Genomic DNA, 17272 nt, shown 5'->3' with positions numbered 1-17272 from the left:
TCCATCGTCAACCGTGTTTGACCGGGAAGAGACCTTGCGGACGCACGGCAAGCACGGCGGCCATGACAAGGTAGATGAGCATCGAAGCGAGCGCGGGCCCGGCGGTGTCGGCGGTGCTGCGCTCCATGAGGCTGCGCAGCAGCGTGGGCAGGGCAGTGCGTCCCACGGTATCGACCACGCCGACGATCAGCGCCGCGAGAAATGCCCCGCGCACCGAGCCGATGCCGCCGATCACGATCACGACCATCGTCAGGATCAGGATCGGCTCGCCCATGCCCGGCTGCACCGACAGGATGGGGCCGGCCATGAGCCCGGCGATCCCGGCGAGAATCGCGCCCAGTCCGAACAGCAGCGAGTTGAGCAGCACGATGTTCACGCCGAGCGCGCCGACCATCTGGCGATGGGTCGACCCGGCGCGGATCAGCATGCCGATGCGCGTGCGGTGAATCAGCAGATAGCAGCCCAGCGCCACGGCCAGCCCCACCACGATGATCAGGAAGCGATACGCCGGATACGCGAGGCCGAACAGATCCACCGTGCCGGCGAGCCAGTCGGGCACTTCCATGTAATACGGCGACGGCCCCCAGATCATGCGCGCGAGCTCGTTGAAGAACAGGATCAGACCGAAGGTGGCCAGCACCTGATCCAGGTGATCGCGGTCGTACAGCGTCTTGAGTGCGACGAATTCGACGATCAGGCCGATCACGAGCATTGCGGGAACGATGGCGATCGCGGCGAGCGCGAACGAGCCCGTGTGGTTGTACACGGTGGCGGCGATGAACGCCCCGATCATGTAGAGCGAACCGTGTGCGAGGTTGACGAAGTTCATGATGCCGAACACCAGCGTGAGCCCGGCCGCCATCAGGAACAACAGCACCCCGAGTTGCAGCCCGTTCAGGCACTGCATGACGAAGAGCGTCAGACTCATGTGGCCTCCCGGGGTAGCCCCATCAGGCGAAAGATGGCTTGCGTGAGCGGACTGGCGGTGTCGTTGAGCGTGAGCACGATATCGAAGTGATTGGTGCCGGGCATCGGGACATAATCGCCTGCGAAGCCACGGGCGCGCCATGCCGCGAGATAGTCCTCGCTCTGGCGCTTGAATTCCGCCGTCTCGCTCTCGCCGTAGGACACCACGATCGGGCAGCCGTGCGCGGGCAGATGGAAGTGGGGGCTGTTGCGATGCGCGTCGTCGGCGGACAGCTTCATCCAGTCGTTGATGTGCGTGAACGGAATCGGCGTGAGATCGAACAGGCCGGAGAGCGGAGCGGCGCCGGCGACGACGTCGTGGGGCACGCCGTAATCGGCGTGCCAACCCTGAGCGAGCAGCATGCCCACGAGGTGGCCGCCGGCCGAGCTGCCACACACGTGGATGCGGCGGGCGTCGCCGTGGTGTTCGCCAATGTGCCGGTACACCCAGGCCAATGCACGGCGCGTCTGGTCGACGATGGTATCAAGCGAGGCGCCGGGCGCAAGCGAATAGTTGATCGTGACGACCGTCGCGCCGGCGCGTGTGAAGGCGGGCGCCATGTTGCTCGAATCGTCCTTGCCGAGCGCGCGCCAGTAGCCACCGTGAACAAAGAAGAAGACGGGGGCGTCGGGGACCGGCGACGGGAAGATGTCGAGCGTCTCGTCGGGGTGATCGCCGTAGGCGACATCGAGGACGCAGGGCGTGGTCGCGCGGGCGTGCGCGCTCTCGGTGGCGTACTGCGTCAGGATGTCGAGAACGTTGGGCGTGGTGGCGCGAGCGTTGTACTGAACGTCCAGCTCGGCCTCGTCGAAATTGCGGTAGCGCTTCATAAACCCTCGATCGTGCTCAGGTACGGCTCGGGTCGTGCACCTGCAGTGCCGCCGGCCTATCGCGTGGTATCGCGCCCGCCCGGGACGGCCGTGCGGCGCGTCGGCAACGGCGGGCATCGTCCGCGTCGAACCGCACGCCGGCGATGCCCGCCCGTCGCCTTACGACTTGATCTTGCACTGCGCGGCCAGATCGGCGCGCGTCTTGATCTGAATCTGCCCCTTGGTCGCGAACCGGGCGCCGTTGGCGTCCTTCACGACATCCACGCGGTAGAACTGCGCCACGGGGAACTGGTTGCTGGCGAACTTGAACGGCCCGCGCACCGACGAGAAATCGGCCGCCTTGAGTGCGGCGCGCAACGCTTCGCGATCCGCCACGTTGCCCTTGGTCTTCGTGAGGGCCGAGTCGATCAGGTTGGCGGCGTCGTAGGACTGCGCGGCATACATCGACGGCACGCGGTTGTATTTCTTCTGGAAGTTCGCCACGAACTGCTTGTTCTGCGCGTTGTCGAGATCGGGCGAGTACGGGGCGCTGGTGATGGCGCCGACCGCCAGTTCCTTGAGCGCGGGCAGGGTCGAGCCGTCGATGGTCGACACGGAGATCAGCGGAATCTTGCCGAGCAGCCCGGCCTGACGGTATTGCTTGACGAAGTTCACGCCCATGCCGCCCGGATAGAACACATAGACGGCGTCGGGCTTGGCGGCCTGCAACTGGGCGATTTCGGCCGAGTAGTCGGGCTGGTTGACCTGTGTGTACACCTCGTCGACGATCTGGCCCTTGTAGTCGCGCTTGAAGCCGTTCACGGCGTCGCGTCCGGCCTGATAGTTCGGGGCCATCACGTACATCTTCTTGTAGCCCAGGTCGCTCGAGAGCTGGCCACCGGCCTCGTGCAGTTCGTCGTTATCCCACGACGTCGAGAAGAAGTTCGGCGAGCATTGCGCGCCGGCAATCGGAGTCGGCCCGGCATTCGAGCCGACCATGACCACGCCCGCATTCGTCACGGTCTTGTGAATGGCCATCATGACGTTCGAGAACGTCACGCCGGTGATGAGCGATACCTTGTCGCGCTCCACCAGCTTCTGCGCGGCCTGCACGCCGACGTCGGGCTTGAGCTGGTCGTCTTCCTTGATCACCTGCACCGGCACGCCGCCCAGTTTGCCGCCCTTTTGCTCGATGGCGAGCATGAAGGCGTCGTACTGGTCCTGGCCGAGCGCGCCGCCCGGGCCGGAGAGCGTACCGATGAAGCCGATTTTCACCTGGGCGTGCGCGCCGCTCGAGGCGAATATCGCCGCGCCGGCGGCAAGGGCGCCGAGCACGGCGATGGCTTTGCGTTGCGTGGTCTTCGTTCCCGTCATCATGGTCTCCAAACTTAGTTCCAAAACAGGCAAACACTTTCCGCAGAGGACTCGCGCCGGGAGACTTGACCGCTTCTTCACGTCGGTCATCGCAGGCCAGGCGCGTCAGACTACCTAAATTGTTTAAGCATCAAATATTTAAGTGCCCAGCGTAAACGACGCCTTTTACGTAGGCAAGCGATTTCAAAAACACCTCGGGAAAGCACCAGTTACAGGCCGAAGAACTCGCGGGCGTTCGCGGCCAGAATGCGGTGGCGAGCCACGTCGTCCAGATCGGGCTGCTCGGCCACCAGGCGGCCGATGTCCTGCTCGCCGAGCGGGAACGGATGATCCGAGCCCAGCATGATGCGCTCCGAGCCCAGGGTGTCGACCAGCAGGCGCAAGGCGCGCGGGTCGAACACCGCGCTATCCACGTAGAAACGATCCAGATAATGGGACGGCGGATGCGGGCTGTCGGCACGCACGATGTCGCGGCAATGCCAGGCATTCTCGGCACGGCCCAGCAGATACGGGAACGCGCCGCCGCCGTGAGCGAAGCACAGCTTGAGCGAGCGGGGCAGACGCTCGAACGCGCCAGAAAGGATCAGCGAGAGGATCGAGAGCTGCGTCTCGGCAGGCATGGCGACGAGCCACGGCATCATCCATCGCTTCATGCGGCCGTCGGTCATCATGTCCCACGGATGCACGAGCACGGGGATGTGTTCGTTGCCGCAGTGCCGCAAGAAGGCCACGAGCTGTTCGTCGTCCAGGTCCTTGTCGCCGAGATGGTTGCCGATCTGCACGCCGACGTGGCCGCTCGCCTTGGCGCGCGACGCTTCCGCGCAGGCCAGATCGAGGTTCTGCAGCGGTACTTGCGCCATCGCCTTCAGGCGCGACGGCGCGTAGGCACAGTGCTCGAGCGCCAGATCGTTCATGCGCTGCACCCAGTCCATGACTGCGTGCCCGTCGTAGCGATAGCCGAACATGATCGGCGTGGCACAGACCACTTGCAGGTCGATGCCGTGACGGTCGAGTTCTTCGACGCGCAGCGCGGGGTCCCACAGCGCGCGGTAGACCGGTCGGAAGGCGCGGTCGTCGAGCATGATGTTGCCGGTCTCGCCGCCGTCGTCGATGCGCAGCCACGGCGCGGTAGCGGGGTCAAGGCGGGCCGCCTCGTCCCGCGTGATGCGCGGGAAGAAGTGGGCGTGCATGTCGATTTTCTTCATGACGTAACGGGTAAGGGGCTGGGCGCGGCGTCGCGAATCAGGCCGACGCCGGTGCCGTAGTCTTGGGTTGCGCGGCGCGGCCCGGGTGGATCTCGCCGCAACTCGGGCAGCGGCGCAGCGACTCGGTGCCGTAGAACGTTTCGAACAGCGGCGGCAGGTCGGTCACAATGCTCTTGAGCTGCACTTCCACACGGTGAACCAGCGTGCCGCATTGGAGGCAGTACCACTCGAAACCGTCGAGCAGGCCGGGCGGGCGCTGGCGTTCGATCACCAGGCACAGGCTTCCCGCTTCGGGCCGCTGCGGCGAGTGGCGCACATGCGGCGGCAGCAGGAAGATGTCGCCCTCCTTGAGGTCGATGCGCTCCGGGCGGCCGTCGATCCACAGATTGACCCACGCGTTGCCCTTGAACTGATAGAAAAACTCCTCGAGCGGGTCGTCGTGAAAGTCGGTGCGATGGTTCGGTCCGCCCACCACCGTCACGATGAAATCGCTGTCCTGCCAGACCTGCTGATTGCCGACGGGCGGCTTGAGCAGTGACGCGTGATCGTCGATCCATCGCTGGAAATTGAAAGGCTTGCCATACGTCAACATGCTGTCTCCCGGGTCATGCGGCGTCAGGTGGAGTCTCGGGGTGCTTCAACGCGAACGCGGCGCGTAGGCCACGCACTTGATTTCGATAAGCAGCAACGGATGCGGCAACTGGTGGACGGCCACCGTGGTGCGCGTCGGCCCGCTCTCGTCGAAATACTCGCCGTACACCGCGTTGTAGCCGCCGAAGTCGTTCATGTTCACGAGGAACGCGCCGACTTCGACCACGTCGGCGAGGGTGGCGCCTTCGCTGGCGAGAATGTCGCGAATGTTTTCAATGACGGCGCGCGTCTGCTCACGAATGTCGAGCTGCGTCACGCCCAGCGCATCGACCTGCGCACCGGCGTAGGTGTTGTCCGGGCGGCGCGAACTGGTGCCCGAGACGAACAGAAAGTCGCCGGCGCGCTTGATGTGCGGGAACTTGCCGCGCGGCTTGGCCTTGCCGGCCACCACGCGGGCCTGCGTGTCTTGCGATGCGCTCATGTGTCGTCAGTCTCCGTTGTGCCTTGTTCTTGGGACGGCGCACGGGTGCGGGGGGCTCGACCCCCATCGATACCCCCGCACCGTCGCCTCACAGTTTGATGCAGATGTTGGTGATTTCGGAATAGAAGTCGAGCGAGTGGCGTCCGCCTTCGCGGCCCAGTCCCGAGCGCTTCACGCCGCCGAACGGCGTGCGCAGGTCTCGCAGGAACCAGGTGTTCACCCACACGAGCCCCGTCTGGAACTGACGCGCCACGCGATGCGCGCGCGACAGGTTCGTTGTCCATACGCAACCGGCAAGTCCGTACTCGCTGTCGTTGACGCGGCGAATCACTTCGTCCTCGCTATCGAACGGGGCGACGTGGCACACGGGGCCGAAGATCTCCTCGCGGATACAGCGCGCCGTATCGGGCAGGCCGGTCCAGACCGTGGGCTGGACGAAGGCGCCGTCGTCGCGGGCATCGCCGAAGGCGGGCACGCCGCCGCCGGTCACGACCGTCGCGCCTTCTTCCACCGCCAGACGATAGTAAGCGAGCACCTTCTCTCGATGTTTGCGAGACACGAGCGGACCCATCTGCACGCCGATGGCGTCGGGCGCGTCGATGCGCAACGCGGCGGCACGCTCGGCCAGCGCGGCGACGAAACGGTCGAAGATCGGCCGCTCGACATAGACGCGCTCCGAACACAGGCACACCTGACCCGCGTTGGTGAACGACGAGCGAACCACGCCATCGAGCGCGCGCTCGAAGTCGGCGTCCGCGAACACGACAGCGGCGTTCTTGCCGCCCAGTTCGAACGAGATTTCCTTCACGCCGTCGGCCACGGCCTTCATGATCGCGCTGCCGGTCCGCGACTCGCCGGTAAAGGTGATCGCCGCTACGTCCGGGTGTTTCGTCAGGTGTTCGCCGGCCGAGCCCGGGCCGAAGCCGTGCACGAGGTTGAAGACCCCGGGCGGCACGCCGGCGGCGTCCATCACCTCGGCGAGCAGGGTGGCGGAAGAGGGCGTTTCTTCCGACGGCTTGGCGACCACGCAGTTGCCCATCGCCAGCGCGGGGGCCACCTTCCATGTGAAGAGCAGCAGCGGCAGGTTCCACGGCGAGATGATGCCGATGACCCCGAGCGGTTTGCGCGTGACGTAGCTCATGACGTCGCCCCCGTCGGCGGCGCGCATGTCGTACATCTCGGTGCCGGCCGTCTTGACGAGATCGGCGAACATGCGGAAGTTGGCGATGCCGCGTGCGATGTCGAGGGTGCGGGCCTGTTCGACGGGGCGGCCCGTGTCGGCCACTTCGGCCGCGACGAAATCGTCGAAGCGCGCCTGGATGCCGTCGGCGATCCGATGCAGCACCGCGGCGCGCTCGGCGGGCGTGGTGTTGCCCCACGGCCCGTCGTGCAGGGCACGGCGCGCGGCGCGCACGGCGCGATCGACGGTAGCGGCGTCGGCTTCGCAAACCTTCGCGACGAGCCGCCCGTCGACAGGGCTGACATTATCGAACTGGCGATCGGTGGCAATGAACGCGCCATCTACGTAGTGCCGCAGCAGCGGCGGAGTCGCAAGGCTCACGAGGTCTCCTGGAGCAGGGTGTTTTGCGGGGTGGCGAGGGCGCGAACGCCAAGGCACAACCGCCGGATGCCCTCCAGTCTAGGCATCTGGCTATATAAAAAATAATGAAAACTATCGTGGTGTCTATTCCTGATTGGAATAGCAAGGGGCAGCAGGGAACAGAAAGGGGGCAGCGGGGAACAGCAGCCAGGCTCAGTGGTGCGCGTCGTGGCTCATCCGTGCGCGCGCCTCGCGCGCTTCGCCGATGGCGGCGGGCGGCAGGTCGGTGTCGAGGCACTCCACCAGATGGGCGTTGAGCAATGCCGCGAGGCCTTCGCCGCCACGTCGCATGACGTAGTTGTGATTCCAGCGGAACAGCGGACGGGCAATGGGCGCGAGCTTGTTCATCCAGGCGCGCTCCGTATGCACGTCCCAGGCATAGCGCACCGCCGTGATCGGCCCTTCCGTGTCGAAGCGCCACACGCCGGTGCCCTCCAGCTCGCCTGACGCGACACTGCGCACCTCGCGCATCGGGTCGACGTGCGTGACGCGCGTCTCGATGGTGAGCGAGTAGGGCAGCGCACCGTGCCAGGTCAGCACACGCACCGCGCCCACGCCTTGCGCGTCGCCCGGATCAAGCGTGCGCACGTCGCGCACGCACGGCCACCACCGTGCCCAGTGGTCGACGTCGCGAATCGCGTCCCAGACTTCGTCCAGCGGCGCGGTGAGCCGCCACAAGGTGAGGAAGTGATAGTCGTTCATGGCCGATCCCGGTCGTGGAGGGAGAGGGTGCCGTCATGCCCCTTCGGGCTGGGGAATTTCAGTATAGGCGGCATCCCGGGGTCCGGCGTGCCGCTGCTCATGTCGACCACCCCGGGCAATGCGAGCCAGGGCTGGACGGGCGAATTGCCAGCGGTGTCTGCCCGTTGTCGTTCCTTGTCATTTTTTGGGCGATGTCATGAATTCATCACATTGTCTCCATAGAATCCCGAAGTGAAAACGTTTTCGTAAACGTTTACATTTGCAAAAAATCCGTCAACGGCAAATATCGACGGTACGACACAAAGGAGACGAGCGTGGCAGATATTCGGGACGTGGCGCAGCGCGCGGGGTGTTCGATTGCGACGGTGTCGCGCGCGCTCAATTCACCTCGGTTGGTGCGTCCCGAGACACTGGCGCGCGTGCAGGCGGCCGCCGCCGAGCTCAAATTTCGTCCCAATGCGCTTGGCCGACAGTTGCGCGGCGAGCGTACGGGACTGATCGGCGTGATGCTGCCCACGCTGGGCAACCCGGTCTTTGCCGATTGCCTGGAAGGCATTGAAGCCGCCATTGACGGCACGGGCCGACGGTTGTTGCTCGTTACCACCCAATACGACCCGGAGCGCGAGCGCAACGCCATCGAGACCTTGCTGCAGCAGCGCGTTGATGGCCTGCTGCTGACGCTGGCCGACGCCGAGCACAGCGCGCTGCTCGACGATATCGCGGCGGAGGGCGTGGCGTGCCAACTCGTCTATAACGATGCGCCGGAGCGTCCGTGCGTCTCCGTGGACAATCGGACCGCTGCCGCGCAGGGGGTGGCCATGCTGATCGAGGCGGGTCATCGTGACATCGTGATGGTGACGGGCGCGTTGCATGCTTCCGACCGCGCCAAGCGCCGCTATCTCGGCTACGGCGATGCCATGCAGGCCGCTGGGCTGACGCCGCGGCCGGCCTTTGAGATCGACTTCAACAGCGGGGCCCGTGGCGAGCGGGTGCGCGAATGGCTCGCGCAGCGCGAGCGCGACGGCGCGCGTCCCACGGCACTGTTTTGCTCCAACGATCTGCTCGCCCTTGGCGTGATGCGCGCCCTGCGCGAGGCGGGGCTGCGGGTGCCCGACGATATGTCGGTGCTGGGCTTCGACGGGCTGGGGGTGGGCGAGCTGCTCTCGCCGACGCTGGCGACGGTCGTACAGCCGAGTGTGGACATCGGCCGTCACGCGGCGCAACGTTTGCTCGCCCAGATCGACGCGCGCGTCGGCGCGACGCCCTCGCACGACGCCTCACTCAGCCATGCGCTGATTCTGCCGCACGAGATTCGTCGCGGCGGCACGGTGTCGGCACCGCCGCGCCGGCGGGGGTGAGACGCGCCATCGAACGGTATTGCACGGTTTTGAAGGGAACGTAGTAGCAAGGAAAGCGGCCGACGACTGACTCCGGAAAGAGAGTTCAGCGCCGGCCGAGGCAATCAGGCATCCGGGCATGAGGCCCGCACTTATCCGGCGGCACGTGAGTTCCGCCAACGCTCAGACATTCAGGAGCTTACCAACATGAAGCTTTGGATCACCCGCGCCGCCCGCACGCTGGCGCTGTTCACCCTGCTCGGCGCTGGCGCCGCGCAGGCTCAGCAGACGGCCATCTGCTACAACTGCCCGCCGGAATGGGCCGACTGGGCCGGTCAGGTCAAGGCGATTGCACAAGACACCGGCATTCGCGTGCCGCTCGATAACAAGAACTCCGGCCAGGCCGTTGCGCAATTGATCGCCGAGCAGAAAGCGCCGGTGGCCGACATTGTGTATCTGGGCATCACGTCTGCCATCGAAGCGGCGAAGAAGGGCCTGCTCGCGCCGTACAAGCCGGCGAACTGGGATCAGGTGCCGGCCGCCATGAAGGATCCGAACGGCATGTGGACGACGATCCACTCGGGCACGGTCGGCTTCTTCGTGAACCGCGACGCGCTGGAAGGCAAGCCGGTGCCGCGTTCGTGGGCCGACCTGCTCAAGCCGGAATATCGCGGCATGGTGGGTTACCTGGATCCGAGCAGCGCATTCGCCGGCTATGCCGCCGCGATTGCTGCCAATCAGGCGCTCGGCGGGTCGATGGACAACTTCGGTCCGGCCATCAGCTATCTCCAGAAGCTCAAGGCGAACGCCCCGATCGTGCCGAAGCAAACGGCGTATGCGCGCGTGCTCTCGGGTGAGATCCCCATCCTGATCGACTTCGATTTCAACGCCTATCGTGCCATCTACAAGGACCACGCCAACGTGCAGTTCGTGATCCCGAAGGAAGGCACCGTGTCGCTGCCGTACGTGATCGCGCTCGTGAAGAACGGCCCGCACCCGGACAACGGCAAGAAGGTGATCGACTACACGCTGTCCGACAAGGGCCAGGCGCATTGGGCGCAAGCGTTCCTGCGTCCGGTGCGCGCGAGCACGATGCCGGCCGAGGTCGCCGCCAAGTTCTTGCCCGCGAGCGACTACGCGCGGGTGAAACCGGTCGATTTGCAGAAGCTCGCCGCGCAGCAGGACGCGTTCGGTCAGCAGTATCTGAAGAACGTGCGCTAAGCACGCAGGGTCGTTTCGCCCTGACGTTCAACGAGGAAGAGGAGCAAAACAAGCGATGCGTGACCTGACTCTGCCGCGCGGCTGGCGCGTGGCACTGCTGCTGCCGGCGCTGGCGGTCTTTCTGGCGTTCTGGCTGTTGCCAATGGCTGCCCTGGTGCAGGTGAGCGGCGACGGTCACGCGTTCGAGACCTATCGCGCCATTCTCACCAATGCGCGTTATCTCGACAGCCTGTGGCAGACCATCGCGCTCTCGGCGCTGGTCACCCTTGCCACGCTGGCGTTATCGCTGGTGGCGGGCCTCTTCCTCACCCGTCACGACTTCCTGGGGAAATCGGCGCTCGTATCGATGCTGACGCTGCCGTTGGCGTTCCCCGGCGTGGTGGTCGGCTTCATGGTCATCATGCTGGCGGGGCGTCAGGGGCTCATCGGCGATCTGTCGGCGAAACTCCTTGGCCACAAACTCGTGTTCGCGTACTCGCTCACCGGGCTCTTCATCGGCTACCTGTATTTCTCGATTCCGCGCGTGATCCTCGCTGTGATGGCCGCGGCGGAGTCGCTCGATCACTCGCTCACCGAAGCGGCCGCGTCGCTGGGCGCCGGGCCGTTCGCCATCGCGCGCGACGTGACGCTGCCTGCGTTGGCGCCGGCGCTGATCGCGTCGGGTGCGATGTGTTTCGCCACCTCGGTCGGCGCATTCGGCACGGCCTTTACGCTGGCGACCGACATCGACGTGCTGCCCATGACCATCTACACCGAGTTCACGCTCAACGCCAACGTGGCGACGGCGGCGGCGCTCTCGGTGGTGCTCGGCGTGGTGACGTGGGCGGTGCTCATGCTGGCCCGCAATTTCACGGGGCAGGCGGTTGCCGCCGGAGGTTGATTCGCATGCTCAAGAAAACGCTTTTCACGCTGCAACTGCTGCTCACGCTGCTGATGTGTGCGTTCCTGCTGGTGCCGGTGGGCATGTCGATACTTGCCGGGCTGTCGGTGAACTATTTCCGGGGTCCGTCGGCCGGCCTCACGTTCAAGTGGGTGATCCAGGTCTGGCAGGACTATCACGACGCGATTCTGAATTCGCTGTACGTCGGCGCCGCCACGCTTGTGCTGGTGACGCTGCTCGGGGTGCCGGCCGGTTACGTGCTGGCGCGCTGGCGCAGCCGCATGGCGCGCTGGATCGAGGAGCTGCTGACGTTGCCCATCGCGCTCCCCGGGCTGGCCAGTGCGCTCGCGCTGATCAGCGTGTATGGCGGCATGCGCGGCTTCCGCGAGAGTCTCGCGTTCATTGTCGTGGGGCACGTCATCTTCACGCTGCCGTTCATGGTGCGTGCCGTGGCGGCGGCATGCGCCGACGCGCGCATCAAGCTGATGGAGGAGGGCGCGGCAAGCCTCGGCGCGGGTTTCCTGCGGCGCTTCACGACGGTGGTGCTGCCCAACATCCGCAGCGAGATCGTGGCGGCCGCACTCATCGTGGTGACGCTTTCGCTCGGTGAATTCAACCTGACGTGGATGCTGCACACGCCCGACACGAAGACGCTGCCCGTGGGGCTGGCGGACGCTTACGCGTCGCTGCGCCTGGAGATCGGCAGCGCGTACACGGCGGTGTTTTTCGTGATGATCGTGCCGTTGCTGGTCGTCATGCAGATGACGGCGCAACGGGCCAAAGTGTCGAACGGGAAAACGTCGGCGCGTGGCCGCACTTGATCCGGCGGATGCGAGTACGCCACCGAATGCTTAGGATATGACGATGAAACTGACTTCCATCCCAATTCATCTCGAACGCTGTGCCAAGACGTTTCACGGCACCACGGTGTTGCAGCCCCTCGATCTGACGATCGGCGCGGGCGAGACGCTGGTGCTGCTCGGCCCGTCGGGGTGTGGCAAGACCACGACCCTGCGCATGATCGCCGGACTCGAGCGGCCCGACGCCGGCGGCCGCGTGCGCTTCGGCGACGAAGACGTCACGCGTCTGCCCATCGAGAAGCGCCGCGTGGGGATGGTGTTCCAGAACTACGCGCTGTTCCCGAACTTCACCGTGCGCGGCAACGTCGCGTACGGCCTGAAGCTGCGGGGCCTGCCGTCCGCGCAGATCGACAAGCGCGTGAACGAACTGCTCGACCTCGTGCAGCTCACGCCGTTCGCCGAGCGCGCGATCGCGCAGCTCTCGGGCGGTCAGAAGCAGCGCGTGGCGTTGGCGCGCGCGCTCGCGCCGGAGCCGCGCGTGTTGCTGCTCGACGAGCCGCTCACGGCCCTCGACGCCAAGCTGCGCGAGACGGTGCGCGCCGATATGGATCGTCTGCTGCGTGGCCTGGGGGTCACAACGGTGTATGTGACCCACGATCAGGACGAGGCGATGGCGTTGGGCGATCGCATCGTGGTGATGAGCGCGGGTCGCATCGAGCAGATCGGCGCGCCGCGAGACATCTACTACCAACCGGCCTCGCGCCACGTGGCCAACTTTGTCGGCACGATCAACCGTCTGGCCGGCGTGTGGCGCGAAGGACATTTCCATCTGGAAGGCGGACGTTTTGCCTGCCCGAATGTGCGTGCCGACGTGCAGGAGTTGTACTTCCGCCCGGAAGATGCGGTGGTCGTGCCGGCGGACGATGCAGCGCTCGTCGGCCGTATCGAGGAAGTACAGTTTCTCGGCGACCGTACCCGACTGACGCTGGGCGGCGTGTCCGCCGCGGGGTCGGTGCTGGTCGAAGTGTCCAGCCGTCGCGCATGCCGCGTCGGCGAACAGGTCGGGTTGTCGCTGCCCGCCGCCCATGTCTTTTCGCTTCACGGATAAACTGCCCATGCTGTTCGCACAAATCAGCGACCTTCACATCAAACGGCCCGGCAAGCTGGCCTATCGGCGCGTGGATACCGCCGCCTATCTCGAGCGCTGCGTGGCGCGTCTGAATACGCTGGTGCCGCGTCCCGAATTCGTTGTGCTGACGGGCGATCTCGTCGATTTCGGTGCGCGCGAGGAATATGAGCACCTGCGTCGTTTGCTCGCGCCGTTGCAGATCCCGTACTACCTCATCATCGGCAATCACGACGGTCGCGACGCACTGCGCGAGGTGTTTCCCGAGCACACGTATCTCGGCGAGCCGGGCAGCTTCGTGCAGTACACGGCGACGCTCGGCGCGCTGCGGCTCGTGGCGCTCGATACGCAGGACCCGCCCAACGGCGGTGGGCGCTTGTGCGACCAGCGTCTGCAATGGCTCGAAGCGGCGCTCGCCAGCGATACCGCCACGCCGACGGTGATCGCCATGCACCATCCGCCTTTCGCGTGTGGTATCGAGCACATGGATGCTCAGGCGCTCGATGCCGCCGATGCGGCGAAGCTCGCCGACGTGGTGCGCCGTTTCGACAACGTCGAGCGATTGATTTGCGGTCACGTCCATCGGCCGATTCATACGCGCTTTGCCGGCACCATTGCGAGCGTATGCCCGTCACCGGCCCACCAGGTCGCGCTCGATCTGCGCGAGGGCGGACCGTCCGCGTGGGCGCTCGATCCGCCGGCGTTCCAACTGCATCGATTCACGCCGCAGATCGGACTGGTCTCGCATCTGGCCTTCGTCGACGATGCGGGCGGCTCGCATCCGTTCTATGACGCCTCGGGCGCCTTGATCGACTGAGGTGTCATCGGCGGCGGCCCGCGCGGCGGGGGCGCTGCATCTCGATGACAAAACGACACGAGGCCCCCGGATTCGGGGGCCTCGTGTCGTTTACCGCGGGGCTGGATCAGAGCAGGTGATCGAGCGCGTCCGGACCGAAGACTTCACGATGCAGACGCTCAGCCGGCACGCCGGCGTCGCGCAGGGCGCGCCATTGCGTCTGCATGAACGGCACCGGGCCGCACAGCAGGTAATCGGCGTTGGCAGGCAGTGCGAGGCGCGAGATGTCCATGCGGCCGGCGTAGCTGTAGTCGGCGCCTTCGCGTTCGTGGCTTTGCGGCGTTTCGAAGAACGTCGCCACGCGCAGGTTGGGCAGTTGCGTAGCCGCGAACGTCAGGTGACGGCGCAGAGCGACATGCGAGCCGTGGCGGGCGGCATGCGCGAACAGAATCTCGCGGCGCGACCCCTTGGCCGCCAGCGCGGCGACCATCGACATCATCGGCGTAATACCGACGCCGGCGCTGAGCAGCACGAGCGGGCGAGCCTCGTCGAGCGACGTCGTGAACTCGCCGTACGGCGCGCTCACGAGCAGGCGGTCGCCGGCCTTCACATTCGCGTGCAGCCAGTTCGAGACCTGACCGGCCGGCTTCGTTTCGTCGGCGGCCTCAGCCTTGACGGTGATGCGCCAGTGCGCGGCTTGCGGTGCGTCGGACAGACTATATTGACGGCGTTGTTGCAGGCCATCCGGCAGCGTCACCGAGACGCTCACATATTGTCCCGGGGCGAACTCACCCGGCGAGCCACCTTCGGGCGTGGTCAGGTAGTACGAGACGATGTGATCCGTTTCGCGGTCGACGTCGGCCACCACCAGTTCGCGCAGCGCGCCCAGCGGCGAGTGCGTGCGTTCCGACAAACGGGCTTCTGCCGCGATCAGTTCGCCGGCGAGCAGCCAGTAGGCTTCGTCCCACGCGGCGATCAGTGCGGGCGTGGCGGCGTCGCCCAACACGTCCTTGATGGCGCCGAGCAAATGGCGGCCAACGATCGGGTAATGCGACGGCGTGATGCCGACCGACACGTGCTTGTGCACGATACGCTCGAGCACCGGCCCAAGCGCCGCGGCGTTGTCGATGTTCGCGGCGTACGCGAACACGGCCGAGGCGAGCGACTGTTGCTGCGCGCCACTGGCTTGATTGCCCATGTTGAAGAGGTTGCGCAGCTCAGGATGGGCTTCGAACATGCTTGCGTAGAAGTGGCGCGTGATCGCAAGACCGTGCTCGCGCAAAACCGGAACACTCGCATCGATGTAGGGGCGGGAAGCTGCGGAAAGCATGGCAAAAACTCCTGAGTTTGTAAGATGCAATTCATATGCATCTTTTTTGTCGCACTTGTGGGTATTCCATCAGCACCGCCGGATCTCATTGTGCGGAAGATTCTCGGTGCGGCATTCGGTCGCCGGTGTCCCAGGGCTCACAACACGACCATCTCTTTAGGGACCCGGCGAGCGCATTATAAGATGCAAATTAAATGCATGTTATAGGGATGCGGCGTAATGTCGCATCGTCGCGACGGGCTGTCGCGCGATCGACACGGTGGAAGCGCCCGATCCGCCCGATCCGCCCGAAGCGCGCGATCCGCTGCATGTTGGGGCGCGCGCTATTGCCGTTGGGCGACCTTCTGTCGCGCGCTGTTGCGCGTCTCGGAGACGAACGCGAAGCTGGCCCGCACGAACCGGGTGCGCTCGGTGCTCAGGAACGAGAGTGCCGTATTTCCGCATCGATTGGGCCGGGTGGGATCGCCACCATACCGCAACGCTGTGCTCAGCATGTAGTCGGCCAGGATGGCGCTCTCACGCGTGCGGGTCGCGCCCGCCAGGGCGTGCATGAGCGTATTGCCGTCCGGCCCGCAGGCGTTGGCGTTCGGGTGGAGTGCGAGCAGCACTTCGGCGGCGCCGCAGTATCCCTGTCGGGCCAGCCACAGGACCGGGGGCGTGCCGTCGGTATGTCGTTGCCCGATGTCGACGCCGTCGCGCTGGAGCGACATCCCCAACTGGAAGATCGATTCGTGCGGCAGCAAGGGGTCGTGCCCCTGCGCGATGAGTCGATGCGCCTCGGCGGCCACGGCGATGACGAAGGGCGGTACATGACGGTTGGCGCCCGAGGCAATGGGCGCCGTGGAGGCCGACACGCCACGCCTTGCCCGCTCGCGCGCTTGCGCAATCATCGTTTGATTGAGCCGCAGGTACTGCGCAAGGCCGTCGCGAAGCAGTGCGCACGGCGTCGTGCCTTCCCGGTTGGGTTCGGCGGGATCGTGGCCGAATCGCAAGGCGAGGTTGAGCAGGAAAAAGGCGGAGACGGCGTGTTGCCGGAGGTGCGTCACGGCCGCGAGATAGTGCATGAGCGTATTGCCGTTGCGGTCGGGAGGACTACCGCCCGCGCCGAGCGAAAGCAGGGCCTCTGCCGCGGCGCAATAGCCGTTCAGCGCGAGCAGCATGACAGGGGGGGATCCGGTGCGGGAGCGCAGCGACAGATCGGCGCCATGTGACTGGAACATCGCGCCAAGTTGCTGATACGACACATGCGGGACGAGCAAATCGTGGCCCTCCGCATAGAGACGTTGGGCCTGGGCCGCCAGGGCGGTGGCCACGAGCGGCACACCGTTGGCGGTGCGTTGATTGACGTCGGCGCCGTAGTTCAGCAGTGACGGCAACCATTCGGGCGCGACCTGGCTGCACACATGCGAGAGCGGGAGATGGACATCGCCCGCGACTTCGGACGCTGCGACGTCGTTGGTCGTGTCGCGGCCGCAGGCGACGAGCACCCGGAGCGCCGCGGCGAGCGTCCCCGTTGATGCGTCGGGGGCGGGGGCGGGGGCGTTCAGGATCGAATCGACAAACACGCTGAGGTAGCCCGATGGCGACGCGGCAAAGCGCAGCCAGAGTTGCAGTCCTTCGTCGCTCAACAGCAAGGCGGCGTCCTCGGGGCGTAACCGGTCACGTCGCGTCCGGTCGATGAAGATGCCAGCGTCGTCGAGTTTGGCCAGGGTGCGGTCCTGCGCTGCAGTGCAGAACAGCGTGGCCATCGAAAAGGCCAATTCCTCGGGGCGGGACGCGCCGGAAATCAGGCAACTGTCGCGTAGCTCCCGGCCTGGCGTCGTGTTCAGGTTCATCAGTATTTCCCATGCCTGCTGCGGCGAGCATTGGCCGTCTTGTTTGGCGATCAGCAGGCGATCGAGCGTCATGTCGGGCAGGGCCGAGGGCGCGGTGGCGACTGAACCGTTGGGGCCGATGTCTGAGGGCTTGGGCTGTGCTGCGGGACTCGGGCAAGCGGCGCCGCTACAAGCGGACGGTGTGGCCAGTGGTGACTGAGGCATGGAGAGTAGGAGTG

Annotated in this window: 16 protein-coding genes; 6 read left to right on the top strand and 10 right to left on the bottom strand. The window is 65.7% G+C overall.

What is annotated here, in order from left to right:
- Positions 1-7: 7 nt before the first annotated feature.
- The 8 genes from PCE31106_RS07300 to PCE31106_RS07265 form a co-directional block, all read right to left on the bottom strand.
- A complete protein-coding gene (locus PCE31106_RS07300) occupies positions 8-928 on the bottom strand; it encodes a branched-chain amino acid ABC transporter permease (RefSeq protein WP_017234233.1) in 921 nt (306 codons plus the stop codon).
- On the bottom strand, positions 925-1797 hold the full coding sequence (locus tag PCE31106_RS07295; protein WP_150562864.1) for an alpha/beta hydrolase: 873 nt from the start codon (positions 1795-1797) through the stop codon (positions 925-927). The genes PCE31106_RS07300 and PCE31106_RS07295 overlap by 4 nt, the downstream gene beginning before the upstream one ends.
- A gap of 159 nt (positions 1798-1956) precedes the next feature.
- Positions 1957-3150 (bottom strand): ABC transporter substrate-binding protein, encoded by a 1194-nt coding sequence (locus PCE31106_RS07290; protein ID WP_150562883.1) that lies wholly within the window; start codon positions 3148-3150, stop codon positions 1957-1959.
- Positions 3151-3359: 209 nt separating this feature from the next.
- The gene (locus tag PCE31106_RS07285) at positions 3360-4355 is read right to left on the bottom strand and encodes an amidohydrolase family protein (protein ID WP_150562863.1); all 996 of its coding nucleotides are present in this window, start codon (positions 4353-4355) and stop codon (positions 3360-3362) included.
- 37 nt (positions 4356-4392) lie between these two features.
- Complete coding sequence (locus PCE31106_RS07280; RefSeq protein WP_150562862.1) at positions 4393-4947, bottom strand: 3-hydroxyanthranilate 3,4-dioxygenase; 555 nt, start codon at positions 4945-4947, stop codon at positions 4393-4395.
- A gap of 45 nt (positions 4948-4992) precedes the next feature.
- On the bottom strand, positions 4993-5427 hold the full coding sequence (locus PCE31106_RS07275; RefSeq protein ID WP_017234228.1) for a RidA family protein: 435 nt from the start codon (positions 5425-5427) through the stop codon (positions 4993-4995).
- 88 nt (positions 5428-5515) lie between these two features.
- On the bottom strand, positions 5516-6988 hold the full coding sequence (locus PCE31106_RS07270; protein ID WP_150562861.1) for a 2-hydroxymuconic semialdehyde dehydrogenase: 1473 nt from the start codon (positions 6986-6988) through the stop codon (positions 5516-5518).
- A 192-nt stretch (positions 6989-7180) separates the two neighbouring features.
- On the bottom strand, positions 7181-7729 hold the full coding sequence (locus tag PCE31106_RS07265; RefSeq protein ID WP_150562860.1) for an SRPBCC family protein: 549 nt from the start codon (positions 7727-7729) through the stop codon (positions 7181-7183).
- 314 nt (positions 7730-8043) lie between these two features.
- Here PCE31106_RS07265 and PCE31106_RS07260 point away from each other — a divergent pair, with 314 nt between their 5' ends.
- The 6 genes from PCE31106_RS07260 to PCE31106_RS07235 all read left to right on the top strand — a co-directional run bounded on the left by PCE31106_RS07260 (position 8044) and on the right by PCE31106_RS07235 (position 13910).
- Positions 8044-9087 carry a LacI family DNA-binding transcriptional regulator gene (locus PCE31106_RS07260; protein WP_017234225.1) on the top strand — a complete coding sequence of 348 codons (1044 nt, stop codon included), beginning with the start codon at positions 8044-8046 and terminating at the stop codon, positions 9085-9087.
- Positions 9088-9273: 186 nt separating this feature from the next.
- Entirely contained in the window at positions 9274-10287 is a 1014-nt protein-coding gene (locus PCE31106_RS07255; RefSeq protein ID WP_017234224.1) for an extracellular solute-binding protein, read from the top strand.
- A 55-nt stretch (positions 10288-10342) separates the two neighbouring features.
- On the top strand, positions 10343-11167 hold the full coding sequence (locus PCE31106_RS07250; protein WP_017234223.1) for an ABC transporter permease: 825 nt from the start codon (positions 10343-10345) through the stop codon (positions 11165-11167).
- The gene (locus PCE31106_RS07245) at positions 11107-11988 is read left to right on the top strand and encodes an ABC transporter permease (RefSeq protein WP_437343799.1); all 882 of its coding nucleotides are present in this window, start codon (positions 11107-11109) and stop codon (positions 11986-11988) included. The genes PCE31106_RS07250 and PCE31106_RS07245 overlap by 61 nt, the downstream gene beginning before the upstream one ends.
- A 43-nt stretch (positions 11989-12031) precedes the next feature.
- Positions 12032-13075, top strand: coding sequence for an ABC transporter ATP-binding protein (locus tag PCE31106_RS07240; RefSeq protein ID WP_017234221.1), 1044 nt, complete (start codon positions 12032-12034; stop codon positions 13073-13075).
- Positions 13076-13082: 7 nt separating this feature from the next.
- Complete coding sequence (locus PCE31106_RS07235; protein WP_017234220.1) at positions 13083-13910, top strand: phosphodiesterase; 828 nt, start codon at positions 13083-13085, stop codon at positions 13908-13910.
- Positions 13911-14016: 106 nt separating this feature from the next.
- On the opposite strand, the gene hmpA is transcribed toward PCE31106_RS07235, so the two are convergent.
- Complete coding sequence (gene hmpA / locus PCE31106_RS07230) at positions 14017-15219, bottom strand: NO-inducible flavohemoprotein (RefSeq protein ID WP_150562859.1); 1203 nt, start codon at positions 15217-15219, stop codon at positions 14017-14019.
- Between the two features lie 323 nt (positions 15220-15542).
- Positions 15543-17126: an ankyrin repeat domain-containing protein gene (locus PCE31106_RS07225; protein ID WP_150562858.1), complete on the bottom strand. Its 1584-nt coding sequence runs from the start codon at positions 17124-17126 to the stop codon at positions 15543-15545.
- Between the last annotated feature and the right edge of the window lie 146 nt (positions 17127-17272).

The organism is Pandoraea cepalis (genome assembly GCF_902459665.1).
In the GTDB taxonomy this organism is placed as follows: Bacteria; Pseudomonadota; Gammaproteobacteria; order Burkholderiales; family Burkholderiaceae; genus Pandoraea; species Pandoraea cepalis.
The sequence above is the reverse complement of the archived record's forward strand: the minus strand, read 5'-3'. Positions and strand labels throughout refer to the sequence as shown.